This window comes from Methylocaldum gracile (assembly GCF_053646815.1).
This window is the reverse complement of sequence record NZ_CM132196.1, coordinates 4,857,019-4,875,773: the sequence shown is the minus strand read 5'-3', so window position 1 is coordinate 4,875,773 and position 18,755 is coordinate 4,857,019. Positions and strand designations below refer to the sequence as shown.

The window sequence follows — 18,755 nt, the reverse complement described above, 5'->3', positions numbered from 1 at the left end:
CTGTAGTTAATAACGTTATTGAGAAATTACTTTTCGCGGGGGGAAGACAGATGCGTTACTGGTTGATGAAATCCGAACCTTCGGAGTTCAGCATCGACGACCTGGAGAAACGGCCTCATCAGATCGAGCACTGGGACGGCGTGCGCAATTATCAGGCGCGAAATATGATGCGCAATGAAATGAAAGTTGGGGACCTGGTGTTTTTTTACCATTCAAATTGCGATACGCCGGGCATCGTCGGCATCGCGAAAATTTCGCGTGAAGCCTATCCGGATTTCACCGCTTTTGACGCTGATAACAAGCATTACGATCCCGGCAGCAAGCCGGATGATCCCCGGTGGTTTATGGTGGATGTGCAGTTCGTCCGCAAGCTCAAACGCACTATCACGTTAAGCGAACTAAAAGACCGGCCGGAACTCGACGGTCTGGCGCTCGTTCGCCGCGGCAACCGGCTGTCCGTCATGCCGGTTACCGAGGCGCAGTGGACGTATATTTTGTCGCTGGAATAGATACTCCCACGGGAGCCTTTGTGCCGGGATATGACACGGCTTGCCGTCTTCCTTCAGCCGTACCCGAAAGCATTGTTGTGTCTGGACAGGACGGGAAATCAGGTGGTAGAAATCGTGCTTGAGGTAATCGCTCTGGAAAGCCTGATCGCCCGTTCCTGCCGAATGGCCGGCTGCAGCCCCGAACATCCGCCGGATCGTGAAATACCTCGACGATGCGGTCGGTGTGAAGAAATTCGGAGTAATAGATTTTTTCCGGTACCTCCCGGCCCGGTAGTTCCCATTCGACATAGAAATCGACCGAATTGAGATTTCCGTCGACCCAAGCGAAGGCACTCTGGGGAAACGGCACCAGTTCGCGCAACGCTCTCAAGCTCGGGTACGAATACACGGTTGTCCAATCCCAGCGAGCAGAGCTGTTTAATGTAACTTTCTTTTGCTGTGAAGACGCGAAAGCTGAACAAATGACGGAGCGTTCGGGCTATCTTTTCGATCTTGCCACCATGTTGCGGTGGAGCAAAGGAAATCAAGAGGTCGCGTTTCCGCCTGCGAACAGTCGATACGCCGGGTTGTCCGTCTCCTCCCGATAGGCGAAGCCGATGGCGTCGAGAAATTCCTTGAAGGCTCGCCGTTCCGTCTTCGGTACCTGAATTCCCATCAGCACCCGCCCGAATGCAGCACCGTGGTTCCGGTAATGGAACAGGCTGATGTTCCAACGTCCGCCCATAAAAGATAAAAATTTCAAAAGCGCGCCGGGGCGTTCAGGAAACTCGAAGCTGTATACGGTTTCGTCCAACAGGCGCGGTGCATGGCCTCCCACCATGTAGCGGATGTGCTCCACTGCCAATTCGTTGCCGGTCATATTGGTAACCGTGAAGCCGTGTTCGCGCAGTTGTGCGATCAGTTCCTCGCTGTCCCGGCTGCCGTTGGCGATCGCGACGCCCGCGAAGATATGGGCGGCATTGTCGTCGAAATAGCGGTAGTTGAATTCGGTAATGCTGCGCCGACCTAGAACGCGGCAAAATTCGAGAAAGCTGCCGGGCTTTTCCGGAATCGTTACCGCCAAGAGCATTTCCTGGTGTTCGCCAACCTGGGCACGCTCCGCCACATGGCGCAGCCGGTCGAAATTGATATTGGCCCCGCTTTCGATGGCGATCAGGCACTGATTCCGCACCCCGGTCATCGATGCGTATTTCTTCAAACCCGCAACACCCAAAGCGCCCGCGGGTTCGGCAACCGATCGGGTATCGTCGAAGATATCTTTGATGGCCGCGCAGATCTCATCCGTATCGACCGTAACGACGTCATCCACGTATTGATGTGCGACGTGGAACGGTTCCTTGCCGATTTGCCGCACGGCGACGCCATCGGCGAACAGTCCGACTTGTCTCAGGATGACCCGGCGTTTTGCCTTCAACGCCCGATTCAAGCAATCCGCATCGTCCGGTTCGACGCCGATGATCTTGATATCCGGGCGAACAAACTTCACGTAAGTCGCCACGCCCGCGATCAATCCGCCGCCCCCCACCGGGATGAAGATGGCGTGAATGTCGCCCGTGTGCTGCCTCAGAATTTCCATGCCGATGGTGCCTTGGCCGGCAATAACCTCGGGATCGTCATAGGGGTGGACGAAGCTCAATTTTTGCTCTTCGGCAAGACTCATAGCGTGCTCGTACGCTTCGTCGTACGAATCGCCGAACAAAACGGTTTCCGCCCCGAAATTCTGCACCGCCCGCACTTTGATGGCCGGCGTGGTGCAGGGCATCACGATGACCGCCCGGATGCCCAGTCGCTGGGCCGAGAGCGCAACGCCCTGAGCATGATTGCCGGCCGAGGCTGCGATTACGCCGGCCCGTTTTGCTGCATCATCCAGTGAAACGATCTTGTTGTAAGCGCCTCGAAGTTTAAAGGAAAAGACCGGCTGAAGGTCTTCGCGCTTGATGTAAACCGAGTTGTCGAAGCGGCGCGTCAGCCCCGGCGCGAAGTCTAGGGGAGTTTCCGAAGCAACATCGTAAACTCGGGCGCGCAAGATGCGCTCGATATACTTATGAATCATTTTTTAGTCTTAAAAGATACAAGTGAGAAACGCGGCCGGGACCGCTATGAAGCATGACAGCGCCGGCATGATCACGCTATTATCCCGCAATTTTCAAGTAACCACATGATGGAGCGACGAAAATGACCCAAGACGAGCTTAAGAAGAAAGTGGCGGAAGCCGCCCTAGACTATGTAAAGGGCGTGTCGGTGCTAGGCATCGGCACAGGATCGACGGTCAATCATTTCATCGATTTGCTGGCCGATTTCAAACAGGATATCGAAGGTGCCGTATCGAGCTCGGAGACGAGCACCGTTAAGCTCAAGAAAATCGGCATACCGGTTCTGGATTTAAATGCCGTGGGCTCATTGGAGGTGTACGTCGATGGAGCCGACGAGGTCAATCCTCACAAACAGATGGTCAAGGGCGGCGGCGGAGCCTTGACCCGGGAAAAAATCATCGCGGCGGCCAGTCGTAAATTCGTCTGTATCGTGGACGAGAGCAAATGTGTGGATGTCCTGGGCAAGTTTCCGCTGCCCGTGGAAGTCATCCCTATGGCCCGGAGCTATGTGGCCCGTCAGCTCGTAAAGTTGGGTGGGCAGCCGCAGTGGCGCGAGAACTATATCACCGATAACGGCAACCAGATTCTCGATGTGCACAATCTGAACATCCTGAATCCGGTGGAGATGGAGCGGGAGATCAACAACATCCCCGGTGTCGTGACCGTCGGCCTTTTCGCTTTGCGCGGCGCGGACATCGTTCTTCTCGGCAGCGAAAGCGGCGTCAGAAAGCTGGATTAGCCATCTTGTCTTGGCGGGTTACGCCCTTCGCCTTCGCTACTGCTACGCTCAGGGCTAACCCGCCCTACGATATCTTCAAGACAATTTTCCCGGTGGCATGCCCCGTCTCGATCAGGGCGTGAGCGGCGGCGGCTTTTTCCAGCGGCAATACCTGGCTGACATGAATGTCCAACACGCCTTGGTCTATCCATTCGCCGCATTGCTGCAGAATTTCCACGTGGTGATCGCGGGCTTCATGCAGGTTGCGCAGCATCGGGGTCAGCATCAGCTCGAAGCCTATCCGGAGATTGCGCATCCGCGCTTCTTGCAAAGAGATGTTGCCCGGGTCCAGCAGCGTGACCAGATCGCCGAAATGGGCGGTGCAGTCGATGCTATGTCTGAACACATCGGGTCCGACCGTGTCGATCACCAGATCCGCGCCCTGTCCGTCGGTCAGCTCGTTTACGCGCTGTGCGAAGTCTTCCTGTCGGTAATCGATCGCCGCATCCGCGCCCCAGTTCTTGGCGAGCTCTGCTTTCTCCGCCGAACCGACGGTGGCGAGCACCCGCGCATCGCGGAGTTTTGCCAGTTGGACCGCCACATGACCGACGCCGCCCGCTGCGGCGTGAATCAGAACGGTTTGGCCGGCTTGTAGCCGTCCGCGGTCGTAAAGGGCGCCCCAAGCGGTAATCAATACCAAGGGCGCTGCGGCGGCGTGTTCGAAATCGAGCGATTGCGGCATGGGAGCGGCCCAGCGCTCGTCCAACACGGTGTACTCGGCATAATTGCCCTGGTCGCCGCCCAGTCCGCCATGGCAAAACCATACCGAGTCGCCGATGTTGAATCGGCTCACGGCTCCGCCGATTTCGACCACTTCTCCGGCACCGTCGCAGCCGAGCACCGCCGGTAAGGGATTTGGGTAAAAAAGACCATTTCGCCGTATTTTGGTGTCGACCGGATTGACACCGGCCGCCCTGAGCCGGACTTTGATCTGGCTGGGCTCGGTGATACTTGGTTCTTCGATATCCCGCAGTTCGAGCAAATCCGGCAGTCCCGGTTGCGTCATCAAGATCGCTTTCATGGCTTTCCTACCCTGTGATGATTAAGTTCGTGTCTCTCGGCACTAGCGGCGACTGACGCACCGTTCGGGCGGTAAGGTCTGCGTACGCCCAAAAAGCGCTCCAACCAATAAGGACGTTCAAGACTGGAGACGATCACTTTCCCTTTCACGCTGCTGGAATGTACGAATGTATCGTTACCGATATAAATCCCGACATGGGAGAATGGCTGTCCGGTCGTATTGAAGAAGACCAAGTCGCCGGGCTGTCGGTTCCTGCTGTCGACACGCGGGGTCGCAGCAGCCATTTGATAAGCGGTTCGCGGCAGGCGAACGCCGTATTTTTCATAGACGTATTTGACGAAGCCGCTGCAATCGAATCCTTCCCGCGGCGATTCGGCACCGTAGCGATAGGGTGCTCCTTGCAAGCTGAGGGCGTAACGTGCCACTTCGTTCGAAGCGGGAAAATGGACCGTCCGCTTGACTTCCCGTGTCCCGGCGCATCCAGCGAGCAGAACCGAGACGGCGGCTAGTGCGAGCAGTTGCGAAATGACGGGTTTGCGGAAAAGTTGATAGATAGCCGACTCCATGTGTTGGCTCCGGGTGTTTGATTCGGGCTGGCGAAGTTGCCTTAAATTTAGTCTCGGCTGCGATTGGCGGCAAGATCGGGTTCGGAGGCCATCCATTGGGTTCGGTAGTCTTCGTACCCGAAACGCTTCATTGCCTTGACTCGGCCATAACGATCGGATGCGAAAATCGCGGGCAAATCGTAACCGTTGAAGCGGTTGGCCTTGATCAGGCTGTAAGCTCCGACATCGGGAAAGACCACACGGTCGCCGACTCTCAAGGGTTCGCGAAATCGATATTCGCCGAAGACATCGCCGGCGAGGCAGGTGCTGCCGACGAGCAGGCATTCGAATGCCCCATCCGGCCGATGTTCAGCAACCGGAGGGACCTTCTGATATTCGAAGATCTCCGGAAGGTGGTTTACGCCCGTATCCAGGACGGCAATGAATTTGCCGCCCCGCTCGAATCGGTCGACAACGCTCGCGACGAGATAACCGGCGCGACCGACGACGGCCTTGCCCGGTTCGAAATAGATCTCGACGTCGCGTCGCCGTTTCACAGCGGTAACCAACTCGGATAATTCGTCCAGATCACCGCCATTTTCGAAGAGATAGCCGCCGCCCAGATTGATCCATTCGAGCCTGTTCATAAGCCCGCCGAGTGCGACTTCGATCCGGTCGAGAGTCGCCTTCAGGGGAGCGAAGGAACGCGATTCGAACGAAGTATGAAAATGGAGTCCGGCAATACCGCTCATTAAAGACGGATTCCGATCCAGAATGCTGGCGAGATTATCGACAGGAATGCCCAATTTCGAATACGGCCGGCAAGGATCGTAGCGGCCATCGGCGAGGAACGAAAGCTGCGGATTGACACGCAGCCCGATGCTCGCCCGCCCGGCCACGTGCGGTCCGAGCCGTTCGAACTGTTCCAGAGAATTGAAGCTGATGAAATCGCAATGTGCGGCGACCTCCTCGATTTCGTTTGTTCTGAGGCCCGGCGTGGTGATGTGCAGAGAGCGCTTCTGAGGCGGATGACCGCTCGTTTCGACAATCCCGGAGGCCAGGCGGGCTTCGAACAGAGAGCTGACCGAAAAACCGTCGATTCTGGGCTGAATCAGGCGCAGTGCCCCGGCGAAAGGAAATGCCTTGATCGAGTACAAGACACGTAAGCCGGAGGTTTCGCGTACTCGATCCAGGAGGTCAAGCATTTGAATGACCCGCGCTTCGTCGTAGACGAAGGCCGGGGTTTCCGGCAGGGCATTTTTGAGGCGCTCGATATCCAAGGTGCTGCGGGAAGAAGCGGGTTACGGCTTAATAATCTTCCAGCACAGTAGATGCCTGCAGATCGGCATGATAGGACGAGCGCACCATCGGCGCGCTGGCGACCGCGGAGAAGCCGAGATTTCGGCCGGTTTCGGCGAGGTGTTCGAATTCCTCGGGCGTCGCGTAGCGGGCTACCGGCAAGTGGTCGCGGCTCGGTTGCAGGTATTGGCCGACGGTCAGCATATCGCAGCCGTGTTCGCGCAAGTCCGCCATGACTTGTTTCACTTCATCGAGCGTTTCGCCCAAGCCCAGCATCAATCCCGACTTGGTGGGCACTTCCGGATGAATCTGCTTGAAGCGGGCCAGCAAGTTGAGAGATACATGGTAATCCGCGCCGGGGCGTGCTTGTCGGTAGAGGCGTGGTACGGTTTCGAGATTGTGGTTGAAGACATCGGGGGGCGTCGCTGCCAATCGATCGAGCGCGGCATCGATCCGGCCGCGAAAGTCCGGCACCAGTATCTCGATTTTGATGTCCTTATTCCGATGGCGGACGGCTTGGATGCAGGCGGCGAAATGACCGGCGCCGCCGTCGCGAAGGTCGTCCCGGTCTACAGAGGTGATGACGACGTATCGGAGCCTTAGCTGCCGAACGACCTCCGCGAGGTGTTCGGGTTCGTTGGGGTCCGGCTCCGAAGGACGGCCATGGGCCACGTCGCAGAATGGGCAGCGGCGGGTACAGATATCGCCCAGGATCATGAACGTGGCCGTGCCGTGGCCAAAGCACTCCGACAGATTCGGGCAAGCGGCTTCTTCGCAGACCGTATGGAGATTCTGTTCGCGCAGGATCTGCTTGATCCGATTCACGCTCTCGCCGCTCGCCGCCTTGACGCGTATCCAGGCAGGCTTGCGCAAAGGGGACTCGTTTGGAATCACCTTGATCGGGATACGCTTCAGCTTGTCGGCTTTGCGTTGATGGGTGTCGGGGCTCAGCCTGGAGGGGGCCAAATAGGAATCTTTGTCAGCCACGGATAGGGACCACTCGCTCGTAATTCAAAGTTTGCATGATTTCCACAGTCAATGGAGCGGCCGCCTCGTGGGGTTGAATCGCCACATCGAGCGCGGTCAGACTGGTGACTTCGAGACCTGCATAGCCGCATGGGTTGATGGCCGAAAACGGCGACAGATCCGAACTCACGTTAAGACTTAGACCATGATAGCTACAACCTTTGCGCACGCGCAGACCTAGCGACGCAATTTTACGTCCGTCGACGTAGACGCCGGGTGCGTCTCGCCGCGCCTCGGCCGTGATGCCATACTGCTTGAGCAGGCCGATCACCGCGTTTTCCAGGGTGCTGACCAAGCGCCTAATTCCCAGGTTTTTCCGTCGAAGATCGACCAGCACATAAGCGATCAGTTGGCCGGGGCCGTGGTAGGTGATCTGCCCGCCGCGGTCGGTTTTCACTACGGGAATGTCCGTCGTTCGAATCATGTGCCGGACATCTCCATTCAGCCCTAGGGTATAGACCGGATGATGTTCCAATAGCCACAGCTCATCCGGCGTGTCCTCGTCGCGCTGCTCGGTGAAGTCTTGCATGGCGCGCCAAGTGGTTTCGTACTCTGTAAGGCCCAGATTGCGCAGGTGCAGGACTTCGGTTGTGTCGCTCATGGGAGAGGTGTTACAGGAGAACCAGTGTCGCGAGACCCAGAAAGATGAAAAAGCCCATGCCGTCCGTCATGGCAGTCAGCAGTACGCTGGTGCCGACCGCGGGATCGAGCCCCAACCGGTCGCGCACCAGAGGCACGGCGATCCCCATGATCGCCGCCACCAATAGATTTAGCAAGGTGGCGCCCATCATGACCAGTCCGAGCTCGACGTCACGGTAAAGCAGATAGGCGATCAAGCCCAGCACGGAACCCCATACTGCTCCGTTGAGGAAACCGATGGCCAGTTCCTTGAAAACCAGCCGCTTCACATTCGAGGGATTGATCACCCCGAGGGCGATGGAGCGGACGATCATCATGCTGGTTTGATTGCCTGTGTTGCCCCCGATGCCGGCGACGATGGGCATGAGCGAAGCCAAAGCGACCACCTTGACGATAGTGTCCTCGAAAAGGCCGATTACCCGGGTGCTGATGAAAGCCGTGACGAGATTGATTGCCAGCCAGAACCAACGGTTTTGTGCGCTTTTCCAGACGCCGGAGAAAATGTCCTCTTCTTCCAACAGGCCGGCCTGGGACAGCATCTCTTCGTCCGATTTTCGGCGAATATAATCGACGATGGCGTCTACGCCGATACGCCCCTGCAGCTTTCCCTCGCGATCCACCACCGGTGCCGACAGGAGATCGTAGCGCTCGAAGGCTCGGGCCGCCTCTTCGGCGTCGTCATCGAGATGAAAGGACACCACGTCCTTGCTCATGATTTCCGAGACCGGCTTTTCGGGAGAGGTGGTGAGCAGGCGTTTCAGAGGCAGCACACCCTTCAATACATTGTGCTCATCGACCACGAACAGCTTGTCGGTGTGTTCGGGCAGATCGCCGCGACGTCTGAGATAGCGCAACACCACGCCCAGGCTGATATCTTCCCGTATCGTGACCATGCCGAAATCCATTAGGGCTGCCACGGTGTCCTCTTCGTGCGACAGCACCGATTGCAGACGTTTTCGGTTCTGATCGTTCAGTTTCTCCAGAAGTTCCTGCAAGACTTCTTCCGGCAAGTCCGGTGCAAGATCGGCGATTTCGTCCGTTTCAAGCTGTCCCGTGGCGGATAACAGCTCATCCGTGTCCATATCGGAAATGAGCGTTTCGCGCACGGCGTCGGACACGTCGAGCAGGATCTGTCCGTCGAGTTCGGACTTGACCAGGTTCCAGACCAACAGCCGCTGTTCCAGAGGCAGCGCTTCAAGAATGTAGGCGATGTCTGCTGCATGGAGTTGGTCTAGCTTTTGTTTCAGTGCCGCCTGATGGCGCTTGTGCAGCAGGGTTTCCACCAAGTCGTGGCGGGGCATCGCGCGCTGTTGGAGAATGGTCTCCTCGAGCTTCTGTTTGTTTAGGAGCGTGATGACCTCTTCCAGATGATGCTTGAGTGTTTCTTCGGGAGGAGTGGTATTCGGTTCGGCCATGAAACGCTCGGTCGGTGCTGCTAAGCGGGTTCGGAAGGACAATGCGAGGTGGGCGAAGTCGAGCAGATCGGTTATTGCATAAGGCGAGATTCCTCTCAAATATTAAATATTAGGTTGCGGCAGGCTCTTGCCCGGACTGTCCGAGCACCGCGCAACGCAGCCATCGGGCTGTTGCGTAGTAGCTTTACATCTCACAGAGCCATGATGACCTCGGTGCAATGGGTCAGATCCTGATAAATGGCATCCAGTTGCGCTTTGCTTTCGGCCCGGATAGTCACGGTGACTGCCGTGAACCTCCCTCCTTGGCTGGGACGAGCGGTCACGGCGTCTTCGGTTAGGTTCGGAGCGTGACGGCGCACAATTTCGGCAATCAACCCGTCGAAGTCCGGTCGGCTGTGGCCGAACGCCTTGATCGGAAAGTCGCAAGGGAACTGGAGCAGCGCAGCGGGAGTTTCGGTATTCATGCCGTGCGTAACCTCTGTTTATATGCTTGGTAAATGGCTTGCATTCGCGACCAAAGGGGCCCTGGTTCACCGCCGCCGACGGGTACGCCATCGAGTTCGATGACGGGGAGAATCTCCCGGGTCGAACTGGTCAGCCAAATTTCTGAAGCACGCTTCAAATCATCCAAACGGATGCGCTGTTCGACCGCAGGCACGTTGTTTTCCAGTGCCAGTTCCAACACCAGATCGCGGGTGATCCCAGGCAAGAGGTCGTTGCCCTTGGGGGGGGTCACCAGGATACCGTCGACAACCGCGAATACATTGCTCGCGGCGCCTTCGGTGACCCATCCGTCACGGACCAGGATGGCTTCCGCTGCGCCGCGATCCACGGCCTCTTGCCGCAACAGCACATTAGCGAGCAGCGTGATGGCTTTGATATGGCACCACTGCCAGCGGATATCGTCCATGGTGACGGCGCATACCCCGCTGGTGGGAATAGGCGCGATAGGCGAGCACATGACGAATACGGTCGGATTGACGTCCGCCGGGATGGCATGGTCCCGTTTTGGCGCGACTCCGCGCGTGACTTGTAGATAGAGATATTGATCATGCGCCCCGGCAATAAGACGGTCGAATATGTCCGCCCATTGACTATCCGAAAGGGGATTCGTCATCCGAATGCCGCGCAGGCTGTTATCTAGCCGGCGCAAATGTTCGTCCAGCCGGAACGGACGTCCCCCGTAGACGGGAATGACTTCGTAAACGCCGTCGCCGAATAGAAAGCCGCGGTCCAAAACGGATACCTTGGCGTTGTTCGGTGGTAAATAGTCCCCGTTCAAATAGACGAGGCAGTCGTTTTGTGCCATTTAAGCCGGCTCCCCGTAATTATTTGAAGAACAATCGGGCTTGGTCGAACGTTCGACGGAAAAATCCGCCTTGGTTGACGACTTTCAGGGCCACCAGATCCTGTTGGCCGACGGTCTGATCATTGAATGTCACTTTTACCATGCCGAGTTTGTCGCCTTGTTTCACCGGAGCGACGACCATGCCGTTGACTTCTATGCCAGCTTTGAGATTTTGGTACTGGCCGCGCGGGAACGTGACGTAGAAATCACGGTTGAGACCCAAAGCCAGTTCGGTGTCTTCGCCCTTCCACACTCGGGTTTCGGATAATTTTTCGTTGGCTTTGTAGATCGGCCGAGTTTCGAAGAAACGGTAGCCGTAATTGAGCAGAGCCTGGTTGGCATTGGCTCGATCATTATCGCTTTTGGTGCCCAAGACTACGGAGATCAGTCTCATGTCTTCTCTTACCGCGGATGTCACCAAACAGAATCCCGCGCCCTCGGTATGTCCGGTTTTCACGCCGTCAACGGTCGGGTCGCGCCATAATAGGCGGTTGCGGTTATGCTGCTTGATGCCGTTGAATTCAAATTCCTTGATGGCGTGCCATTTATAGAACTCGGGGAATTCGTCGATCATGGCACGAGTGAGAATAACCAAATCGCGAGCGGTCGTATAATGCTCGGGATCCGGCAAGCCCATGCTGTTCTTGTAATGGGTGTTCTTCATACCCAGCCGTTCGGCCTGTTGGTTCATCATCTGAGCGAACACGGCTTCGTCGCCGGCAATATGTTCGGCCAAGGCCACGCTAGCGTCATTTCCGGACTGAACGATCATGCCCTTGAGCAGCATTTCGACCGGAATCTGGGCGCCGACCTGGGCGAACATGCGCGATCCTTCGGTGCGCCAGGCTTTTTCACTCACCATGACCATGTCATCCAGTTTTAGATGGCCTGCGGCCAATTCCCGGAATACCACGTAGGCGGTCATGATCTTGGTCAGGCTGGCAGGCTCGAGGCGTTCATCCGCATTGCTCTCGGCGAGCACGCGTCCGCTGTTGAAATCCGCCAGAATATAAGCCTTGGCGCCGATTTCGGGGGGCGCCGGGATCAAAACCTGATCGGCGAGGCTGAGACGGTAAAATCCGAGCAAGGCGAAAAGGAAAAGCAAGCTGGGTAATTTTATTTTCACGGCTTTCTGCTTTCGGTCAGGTTAAAAATCGGCGCCGCATTGTAACACGGGCATGCGGCGTTCCGGGGCCGCCGGATAAGGCATTGGAGTCTTTGGGTCAGGACGAACTACCGGCGCTACGGCGAGAAACCAATTCACGACTCAGTTCGTAGGCGGCCATCGCGTATAGCGGGCTATGGTTGTAGCGGGTGATGACGTAAAAATTGTGAAGCCCCAGCCAATAGACAGGCCCCGTTTCTTCATCGAGTTTGACCAGAGCAGCCTTGACGTTGGCGGGCAAGGACGCGCTGGAATCGATGACGCCAAGCGAAAGCCATTCCTGCAAGGTTCGGCTCGGTTTTAGGTTGCCGTTTGCCAGCCGCTCGTGTACAGCGCCGTTCACCGAAGCGGGGAAGGCTACCGGCTCGCCCGACTGCCATCCATGAACGGAGAAATAACGGGCGACACTGGCAATGGCGTCGGCCGGATTGTTCCAGATGTCGCGTCGTTGATCGCCGTCGCCATCGGCGGCATATCTCCGATAGCTGCTCGGCATGAACTGCGGCATACCCATCGCGCCCGCGTAGGATCCCGTGGGACTGCCGGGATTCATGTGTTCTTCCCGGCATAACACCAGGAACTCTTCTAACTCGCGCCGGAAAAACTCGGCCCGTTTCGGATAGGCAAAGGCCAGAGTTGAAAGTGCGTCGATCACCCGGTACTTGCCCGGCGACTGGCCGTAGCTGGTTTCGATTCCGATAATGGCGACGATCACCTCGGCGGGAACGCCGTATTTACTGGCCGTGGCCTTCAAAGCGGCAGCGTTCTTGCCCCAGAAGTCGACCCCGCTTTGTATGCGTTTCTCGGTGAGAAACAGCTTGCGGTAGACATGCCAAGGCTTGGCTTCATATGGTTTGGCCATGGCTTCGAGAATCTTTTCCTGGATGGTCACGTCCTGGAATATCTTGTTGAGTTCTGAGGCGCTGAAGTGATGTTTGCGGCTCATATCCCGAATGAAAGTTCGGACGTCCGGTCGCTGCGGCAGACTTTCCGCAGCCTTCCCGAGTGAAGAAAAGCCATAAAGAGAAGCAATGAGCAAAATGAGACTGAGGGATCTCATAATCATCCGTTCGGCAGGAGTTTACGATGGGTCTGGACGGACATTAGCATACCGAACCCGGCGAGCAGGGTCACCATTGACGTGCCGCCGTAGCTGATCAAGGGCAGGGGTACTCCCACCACAGGGAGAATGCCGATCACCATGCCGATGTTGACGAATACATATACAAAGAAAGTCACGGTCAGCGCCCCGGCCAGGAGTCGGCTATAGTTGTCCTGCGCCTGGACCACGATGTAAAAACAACGCCCGAGAACAAACAAATAAAGCCCCAAAAGGCCCAAGCAGCCGACCAATCCGAACTCCTCGGCGAACACCGCAAAAATGAAATCGGTGGAGCGCTCCGGCAGAAATTCCAGGTGCGCCTGCGTGCCGTGTAGCCATCCTTTGCCGTAGATGCCGCCGGAACCGATCGCGATTTTGGATTGAATAATGTGATAACCGCGTCCTAAAGGGTCCCCTTCCGGGTTCAGGAATGTCAAAACCCGATCCCGCTGATAGCCGTGCATAAAGTGCCAGCCTACAGGTAGCAAGCTTCCACCCAAAATTGCAAGGGCCAGTATGTAGCGCCACGGGATTCCCGCGAGGAACACCACGGCCGAGCCGGCGCTGGCTACCAATACAGCCGTGCCGAGGTCCGGCTGCTTGGCGATCAGCGCCGTGGGAATCAGAACCAATACACCGGCAAGAACCAATTGCTTCAATCGTAGCGGAGATGTATTTCCGGACAAATACCAGGCGATCATCATGGGGGTGGACAACTTGGTCAGTTCGGATGGTTGAAAGCGAATGATTCCGAGGTCTAGCCAGCGTTGGGCGCCCATGCTTATCTTGCCCATCACCAGAACGGCTGTCAGAAGCAGTGCTCCGAGCAGATAAAGAACCGGACTATAAAACTTGAAGTGACGCGGGTGAATTTGCGCGATGGCGATCATGATGGCCATCGCCAGCCCGAGGCGCGCCGACTGACGTAAGAGTACGTTTATATCTTGGCCGCCGGAGCTATAAAGGATGATGAAGGCGAGAGTGCACAATCCTCCCAGTCCGGCCAACAGCGGCACGTCGATATGGAACTTTTGCAGCGGCGAAACGTGCTGAGGCGGCGTGATCCGGAGTTGAGCGAGAACGGGGTCTATGTTCATGGGTTTTCCAGTAGATACTGATCCATGATGGCGCGGGCGATCGGGGCAGCGACGGACCCGCCATGCCCACCGTTTTCGGCAAGTACGGCGATCGCGATGCGAGGCGCTTCCGCCGGCGCGAAGGCTATGAACCAGGCGTGATCGCGCATAGCCTTGGTAATCTTCAAGTTCTTGTATTCTTGGTCTTGCCTCACGGTGAACACCTGTGCGGTCCCGGTTTTGCCGGCGACGGTATATGAAAGCCCGTGGGCTATTCCTTTGGCTGTACCCCGTTGACTATGGACCACATCGACCATAGCATCAATCACCGTACGCCAGTGCTCGGGTCTGAGATCGGCGACAAATTCGTCACCGCTCTTAGGGTAGGGGTTTTGGATCTCGTACGGAGCTTTCATGGTGTCCACGACCCGAGGTTCCACGTTTCGCCCTCGACTGGCGAGTACCGCCGTGGCTCTGGCTAGTTGGACAGGCGTAACTTGGACATAGCCCTGTCCAATGCCCGCGATGACCGTCTCGCCGGGATACCATACTTGCTTGCGCTTTTTTTTCTTCCATTCCTTCGAAGGAAAGAGGCCTGATTTTTCGCCGACGAGATCGATTCCGGTTCGCTCCCCGAAGCCGAATAGCTGCATGAAATCATGTAGCTGGTCGATGCCGATATGGTGGGCGAGGTCGTAGAAGAAAACGTCGCAGGATTGGGTGATGGCCGATTTGAGATCCACTGAGCCGTGTCCTTGCTTGCGCCAGTCCCGGTACTTGTGGTCCGCGTTGGGAAGGCGGTAATAACCGGGGCAAAGCACTCGTCTTGCCGGACTTATGTCCAGGATTTTTAAACCCGCCAAGCTCACGAACGGCTTAATCGTCGAGCCCGGGGGATACGCGCCCCGCAGTGCCCGGTCGTATAGCGGCCGCTCCGGTGCATTCTGAAGGATATCGTAGTCTTCTTTGCGGATGCCGTGGATAAACGGATTAGGATCGAAGCCTGGTTTACTAACTAATACCAATACTCTGCCGGTAGCAGGATCTAGGGCGACCACCGATCCGTCATACTCGCCGAGCGCATCGAACGCGGTTTTCTGCAATCGGATGTCCAGCGAAAGATAAAGATCGGCTCCCGCTACGGGATCAGTGGTGTTCAGCACCTGGATAGCGCGGCCCTGGACGTTGGTCTCGTATTCCTCGTAGCCAGTCTTGCCATGCAAAACGGATTCGTAGGCCTTTTCGATGCCGCTCTTTCCGATATGGTAGGTTCCGCGGTATTGTGCCGGATCCAGTGATCGGAGCTCAGCTTCGTTAATGCGAGCTACGTAGCCTACGACATGGGATGTCAAATGGCCGTAAGGGTAACTGCGCATGAACCGAGTTCGGATTTCGACGCCGGGGAAATAAGGCATCTTGACAGCGAAGCGGGCAATTTCTTCCTCTGTCAATTCCAGGCGCAAGGGTACGCTTTCGAAACTTTTTCGTTGGCTTTTTTGAGCTTTGAATCGGCTTATATCTTCGTCGCTCAGATTGAGCAGGTTCTTGAGTTCGGCTAAGGTGGCGTTCAGATCCGGAACCTGCTCGGGAATGATTTCCAAACTATAAGTGGCCGTATTGTCTGCCAGAACTTCGCCATTACGGTCGAGAATCAAGCCGCGGGACGGCGCTAATGGAGATATCTTGACCTGATTGTCTCGCGATAAGGTCGTGTAGTGCTCGTGCCCCATCACCTGGAGATAAATCAGGCGAATTACAAGTCCCGCGGTAGCCAGCAGCATGAATAGCACGCTGGCGGCGATGCGGTTGAGAAACAGTCGGTTCTCGTAAAACTTGCCTTTGAGGTCGAAGGGGCGGCTCATAGCGATCACTTACCGCATAGCCGAACGTTAGAAGATGCTGAAATGGCGCCTGATTCGCCGTAGCGTCATCAAAACCGCCGGCCAGGCGAGTGCGCCGGTGAATGATGGTAGCCAATATGTCCAATTTAGGACACTCATGTTTTTGATGTTTTGCGTCCAGAGGATCAGAAATTGGCTGATCAGCAGGAGCAGGAGTATCCAGAGGGATTGCTGGGGGAGCGGGTAAAGGCGCAGTCGGCGATACAATCGCAGACTGACATAGGCAATGACGGAGTAAGCCAGGGCATGCTGACCTAACATGCGGCCGGTTAGGGTGTCGACGAAAAGTCCGGTGAGCCAGGCCGTGCCTACCCCTACACGGTCCGGTATCGCAATCGTCCAGTAAATCAGGAACAAAGCGGTCCAATCAGGGTTGAGTACGAATAGCTCGTGAGGTAAAGGCAGAATGCGCAAAGTCATGGCAAATACCAGGCTTAGCGGTACCACCATCAGTCCGGCCGAGGACGATTTAACGGTCGCCATTAGGGGGTAAAGTGTTTGAATGCTGCTCTTGACCGGCAGGGATGCGCGGGATGGATCGCGAGTCGCTCCAGACCAACAACAGCTCGCGGTTTCGGTCGAGCTGGGCTACCGGCGCGGCAGAGATTTTTGCAAAGGATGTTTTTTGCGGTGCGACGTCTGTTACCGTCGCCACGGGATAACCATGGGGAAAAACGCCTCCGAGTCCCGAGGTCACGAGGAGGTCGCCTACCTGAATATCGGCATTGCTGGAAAGATAGGGTAGTGCCAGGCGATCGGTTTGTCCGGTGCCCAAAGCAAGAGTACGAAGGCCGTTCCGATTTACCTGTACCGGAATGGCATGATTCGGGTCAGTAATCAGCATCACTTCGGCGCTGTAGGGCCCAACTCGCAGCACCTGCCCCACGACTCCGTTCGCGTCGAACACAGGTTGGCCGGCATGAACGCCGAATCGGGCACCTTTGTTTACCACGACGATATGCTCGTAGGGGACGAGGTTGACGGACAGTAGCTCGGCTATCGATACCTGCTCGCCAACTTTATAAGAGGTGTCCAAAAGCCCGCGAAGCCGGATATTCTCCTGCTCCAAGGCGGCGAATTTCAACAGCTTCGTCTTGAGGACGAGCTGCTCCTCCCTTAATTTTTGGTTTTCCGCCACCAGCCCCGCGTATGTAGATACGGATTCTATAATGTGCTGTCCAAAACGTACGGGCGAGCTAACGATTTGCTGTAAAGGGTAGGTCGCGGACGCGAAAGGCGTTCGCGCGGCATGAAAGACGCCGTGTTGCTCGGCGGCGAGCAAGACCAAGGCAGCCGCCAAACACAGCAATAGACGGATATTGAGTGAATAGCCTCGCGTGAACAGCCGTTTGATATCCCAATCCTCTTAAAACGACGCGAGCCGGCAGCCGGCCGACTTCATTCAAGTGAGAATGCTGCCGCGCCAATTTCGTCCAGCAGTTCCAGTACTCGCCCACCTCCGCGAGCAACGCAGGTCATCGGATCTTCCGCGATAAAAACGGGAAGTCCGGTTTCTTCGGCGATCAGGCGGTCCATGTCCTTAAGCAACGCGCCCCCGCCGGTCAAAACGATGCCCCGATCCGCGACATCAGCACCCAGTTCGGGCGGTGTCTGTTCCAGCGCCACTTTTACCGCTCCGATAATCCCCTGTAAAGGTTCCTGAAGCGCTTCGAGGATTTCGTTGCTGTTCAAGACAAAGCTGCGCGGGACGCCTTCCGCCAGGTTGCGTCCCTTGACTTCAATTTCCTTGATCTCGCTACCCGGATAGGCAGTACCGATTTCGTACTTGATCCGTTCGGCGGTGGACTCTCCGATCAGTGTCCCATAGTTCCGGCGTACGTAATTCATAATGGCTTCGTCCATGCGGTCGCCACCGATACGCACCGAGGCGGAGTAGACGATACCGTTCAGCGAGATTACCGCTACTTCGGATGTTCCGCCGCCAATGTCCAGGACCATCGATCCGCGCGCTTCATGCACCGGCAGTCCGGCACCGATGGCTGCCGCCATGGGCTCTTCGATGAGATAGACCTCCCGTGCCCCAGCTCCGGCCGCCGATTCCTTGATCGCCCGTCGTTCTACTTGGGTAGAACCGCACGGTACGCAGATCAAAACCCTGGGGCTAGGCCGAAAAAGCTTGTTCCTGTGTACCTTGTGGATGAAGTACTGGAGCATCTTCTCCGTGACGGTGAAGTCGGCGATCACTCCGTCCTTGAGAGGCCGGATGGCAGTGATGTTGCCGGGGGTTCGCCCCAACATCGACTTTGCAGCCGAACCGACTGCCGCGATGGATTTCTGTCCGCGGGTGCGATCCTCGCGGATAGCCACCACTGACGGCTCGTTCACCACGATGCCTTGGCCACGGATGTAGATCAAGGTGTTTGCGGTGCCAAGGTCGATGGACAAGTCGTTCGAGAAAAATCCTCGGAGGTGTCTGAAGAACATAGGCATATAGTCCTTGTGAATGCCGTGATTTTACAACGGATAGCCCGGAGCGACAAAAGCCATATATCAGGTATTATATGACCGAAAGAAACATCGGATGCAAATATGTCCTTAAATATTGACCAAGTTTACAAAATTGCTTGGCTTGCCCGGCTTGCCATTGATGCGGAAAAAGCGGCCGCTTATGCTCGAGATCTTACAGGCATATTGGATTTTGTCGAGGAAATGAGCACCGTGGATACCTCGGAGGTCACTCCGATGGCTCACCCTTTGGATCAGGCTCAGCGCTTGAGGCCGGATACGGTGAGCGAGACCGACCAGCGGGAGTTATTCCAGGCCCATGCACCCTTGGTGGAAGCGGGGCTTTATCTGGTGCCCAAGGTTATCGAGTGA

19 protein-coding genes are annotated in these 18,755 nt (G+C 56.5%); 3 read left to right on the top strand and 16 right to left on the bottom strand.

What is annotated here, in order from left to right; genetic code table 11:
• Positions 1-50: 50 nt before the first annotated feature.
• Positions 51-509 carry an EVE domain-containing protein gene (locus ACWJJK_RS21730; RefSeq protein ID WP_454128473.1) on the top strand — a complete coding sequence of 153 codons (459 nt, stop codon included), beginning with the start codon at positions 51-53 and terminating at the stop codon, positions 507-509.
• 523 nt (positions 510-1,032) lie between these two features.
• On the opposite strand, the gene ilvA is transcribed toward ACWJJK_RS21730, so the two are convergent.
• Positions 1,033-2,562 (bottom strand): threonine ammonia-lyase, biosynthetic, encoded by a 1,530-nt coding sequence (ilvA, locus tag ACWJJK_RS21725; protein ID WP_454128472.1) that lies wholly within the window; start codon positions 2,560-2,562, stop codon positions 1,033-1,035.
• Positions 2,563-2,684: 122 nt separating this feature from the next.
• Between ilvA and rpiA the strand changes: the two genes are divergently transcribed.
• Positions 2,685-3,341 carry a ribose-5-phosphate isomerase RpiA gene (rpiA, locus tag ACWJJK_RS21720; RefSeq protein ID WP_077732606.1) on the top strand — a complete coding sequence of 219 codons (657 nt, stop codon included), beginning with the start codon at positions 2,685-2,687 and terminating at the stop codon, positions 3,339-3,341.
• 64 nt (positions 3,342-3,405) lie between these two features.
• Here rpiA and ACWJJK_RS21715 read toward each other — a convergent pair whose 3' ends face one another.
• The 15 genes from ACWJJK_RS21715 to ACWJJK_RS21645 form a co-directional block, all read right to left on the bottom strand.
• Positions 3,406-4,401 carry a zinc-dependent alcohol dehydrogenase family protein gene (locus ACWJJK_RS21715; protein ID WP_454128471.1) on the bottom strand — a complete coding sequence of 332 codons (996 nt, stop codon included), beginning with the start codon at positions 4,399-4,401 and terminating at the stop codon, positions 3,406-3,408.
• Positions 4,398-4,967, bottom strand: a complete 570-nt coding sequence (locus tag ACWJJK_RS21710) for a C40 family peptidase (protein WP_454128470.1) — start codon at positions 4,965-4,967, stop codon at positions 4,398-4,400. Before ACWJJK_RS21710 ends, ACWJJK_RS21715 begins: the two co-directional genes overlap by 4 nt.
• A 47-nt stretch (positions 4,968-5,014) precedes the next feature.
• Positions 5,015-6,226: a type III PLP-dependent enzyme domain-containing protein gene (locus ACWJJK_RS21705; protein ID WP_086133763.1), complete on the bottom strand. Its 1,212-nt coding sequence runs from the start codon at positions 6,224-6,226 to the stop codon at positions 5,015-5,017.
• 28 nt (positions 6,227-6,254) lie between these two features.
• Entirely contained in the window at positions 6,255-7,232 is a 978-nt protein-coding gene (lipA, locus tag ACWJJK_RS21700) for a lipoyl synthase (protein WP_168175541.1), read from the bottom strand.
• Positions 7,225-7,872, bottom strand: a complete 648-nt coding sequence (gene lipB, locus ACWJJK_RS21695) for a lipoyl(octanoyl) transferase LipB (protein WP_077732603.1) — start codon at positions 7,870-7,872, stop codon at positions 7,225-7,227. The genes lipA and lipB overlap by 8 nt, the downstream gene beginning before the upstream one ends.
• Before the next feature lie 10 nt (positions 7,873-7,882).
• On the bottom strand, positions 7,883-9,325 hold the full coding sequence (gene mgtE / locus ACWJJK_RS21690) for a magnesium transporter (protein WP_077732602.1): 1,443 nt from the start codon (positions 9,323-9,325) through the stop codon (positions 7,883-7,885).
• A 191-nt stretch (positions 9,326-9,516) separates the two neighbouring features.
• Positions 9,517-9,789: a YbeD family protein gene (locus ACWJJK_RS21685; protein WP_077732601.1), complete on the bottom strand. Its 273-nt coding sequence runs from the start codon at positions 9,787-9,789 to the stop codon at positions 9,517-9,519.
• Entirely contained in the window at positions 9,786-10,634 is an 849-nt protein-coding gene (locus ACWJJK_RS21680; protein WP_077732600.1) for an aminotransferase class IV, read from the bottom strand. Before ACWJJK_RS21680 ends, ACWJJK_RS21685 begins: the two co-directional genes overlap by 4 nt.
• 19 nt (positions 10,635-10,653) lie before the next feature.
• Positions 10,654-11,799, bottom strand: coding sequence for a serine hydrolase (locus ACWJJK_RS21675; protein WP_077732599.1), 1,146 nt, complete (start codon positions 11,797-11,799; stop codon positions 10,654-10,656).
• Between the two features lie 97 nt (positions 11,800-11,896).
• Entirely contained in the window at positions 11,897-12,898 is a 1,002-nt protein-coding gene (mltB, locus tag ACWJJK_RS21670) for a lytic murein transglycosylase B (protein WP_077732598.1), read from the bottom strand.
• A gap of 2 nt (positions 12,899-12,900) precedes the next feature.
• Positions 12,901-14,037 (bottom strand): rod shape-determining protein RodA, encoded by a 1,137-nt coding sequence (gene rodA / locus ACWJJK_RS21665; RefSeq protein WP_077732597.1) that lies wholly within the window; start codon positions 14,035-14,037, stop codon positions 12,901-12,903.
• Positions 14,034-15,878: a penicillin-binding protein 2 gene (mrdA, locus tag ACWJJK_RS21660; RefSeq protein ID WP_077732596.1), complete on the bottom strand. Its 1,845-nt coding sequence runs from the start codon at positions 15,876-15,878 to the stop codon at positions 14,034-14,036. Before mrdA ends, rodA begins: the two co-directional genes overlap by 4 nt.
• 27 nt (positions 15,879-15,905) lie before the next feature.
• Positions 15,906-16,367 (bottom strand): rod shape-determining protein MreD, encoded by a 462-nt coding sequence (gene mreD / locus ACWJJK_RS21655; RefSeq protein ID WP_276205426.1) that lies wholly within the window; start codon positions 16,365-16,367, stop codon positions 15,906-15,908.
• Between the two features lie 19 nt (positions 16,368-16,386).
• Complete coding sequence (mreC, locus tag ACWJJK_RS21650; protein WP_156881167.1) at positions 16,387-17,262, bottom strand: rod shape-determining protein MreC; 876 nt, start codon at positions 17,260-17,262, stop codon at positions 16,387-16,389.
• Positions 17,263-17,315: 53 nt separating this feature from the next.
• Complete coding sequence (locus ACWJJK_RS21645) at positions 17,316-18,362, bottom strand: rod shape-determining protein (RefSeq protein ID WP_077732593.1); 1,047 nt, start codon at positions 18,360-18,362, stop codon at positions 17,316-17,318.
• Between the two features lie 105 nt (positions 18,363-18,467).
• Here ACWJJK_RS21645 and gatC point away from each other — a divergent pair, with 105 nt between their 5' ends.
• The gene (gene gatC / locus ACWJJK_RS21640) at positions 18,468-18,755 is read left to right on the top strand and encodes an Asp-tRNA(Asn)/Glu-tRNA(Gln) amidotransferase subunit GatC (RefSeq protein ID WP_077732592.1); all 288 of its coding nucleotides are present in this window, start codon (positions 18,468-18,470) and stop codon (positions 18,753-18,755) included.

What these genes read in the sequence shown, in the direction of transcription:
- ACWJJK_RS21730 (WP_454128473.1), top strand. Translation starts at nt 51, where the DNA reads ATGCGTTACTGGTTGATGAAATCCGAACCTTCGGAGTTCAGCATCGAC.
- ilvA (WP_454128472.1), bottom strand. Translation starts at nt 2,562, where the DNA reads ATGATTCATAAGTATATCGAGCGCATCTTGCGCGCCCGAGTTTACGAT.
- rpiA (WP_077732606.1), top strand. Translation starts at nt 2,685, where the DNA reads ATGACCCAAGACGAGCTTAAGAAGAAAGTGGCGGAAGCCGCCCTAGAC.
- ACWJJK_RS21715 (WP_454128471.1), bottom strand. Translation starts at nt 4,401, where the DNA reads ATGAAAGCGATCTTGATGACGCAACCGGGACTGCCGGATTTGCTCGAA.
- ACWJJK_RS21710 (WP_454128470.1), bottom strand. Translation starts at nt 4,967, where the DNA reads ATGGAGTCGGCTATCTATCAACTTTTCCGCAAACCCGTCATTTCGCAA.
- lipB (WP_077732603.1), bottom strand. Translation starts at nt 7,872, where the DNA reads ATGAGCGACACAACCGAAGTCCTGCACCTGCGCAATCTGGGCCTTACA.
- mgtE (WP_077732602.1), bottom strand. Translation starts at nt 9,325, where the DNA reads ATGGCCGAACCGAATACCACTCCTCCCGAAGAAACACTCAAGCATCAT.
- ACWJJK_RS21685 (WP_077732601.1), bottom strand. Translation starts at nt 9,789, where the DNA reads ATGAATACCGAAACTCCCGCTGCGCTGCTCCAGTTCCCTTGCGACTTT.
- ACWJJK_RS21680 (WP_077732600.1), bottom strand. Translation starts at nt 10,634, where the DNA reads ATGGCACAAAACGACTGCCTCGTCTATTTGAACGGGGACTATTTACCA.
- mltB (WP_077732598.1), bottom strand. Translation starts at nt 12,898, where the DNA reads ATGAGATCCCTCAGTCTCATTTTGCTCATTGCTTCTCTTTATGGCTTT.
- rodA (WP_077732597.1), bottom strand. Translation starts at nt 14,037, where the DNA reads ATGAACATAGACCCCGTTCTCGCTCAACTCCGGATCACGCCGCCTCAG.
- mrdA (WP_077732596.1), bottom strand. Translation starts at nt 15,878, where the DNA reads ATGAGCCGCCCCTTCGACCTCAAAGGCAAGTTTTACGAGAACCGACTG.
- mreD (WP_276205426.1), bottom strand. Translation starts at nt 16,367, where the DNA reads ATGGTGGTACCGCTAAGCCTGGTATTTGCCATGACTTTGCGCATTCTG.
- ACWJJK_RS21645 (WP_077732593.1), bottom strand. Translation starts at nt 18,362, where the DNA reads ATGTTCTTCAGACACCTCCGAGGATTTTTCTCGAACGACTTGTCCATC.
- gatC (WP_077732592.1), top strand. Translation starts at nt 18,468, where the DNA reads ATGTCCTTAAATATTGACCAAGTTTACAAAATTGCTTGGCTTGCCCGG.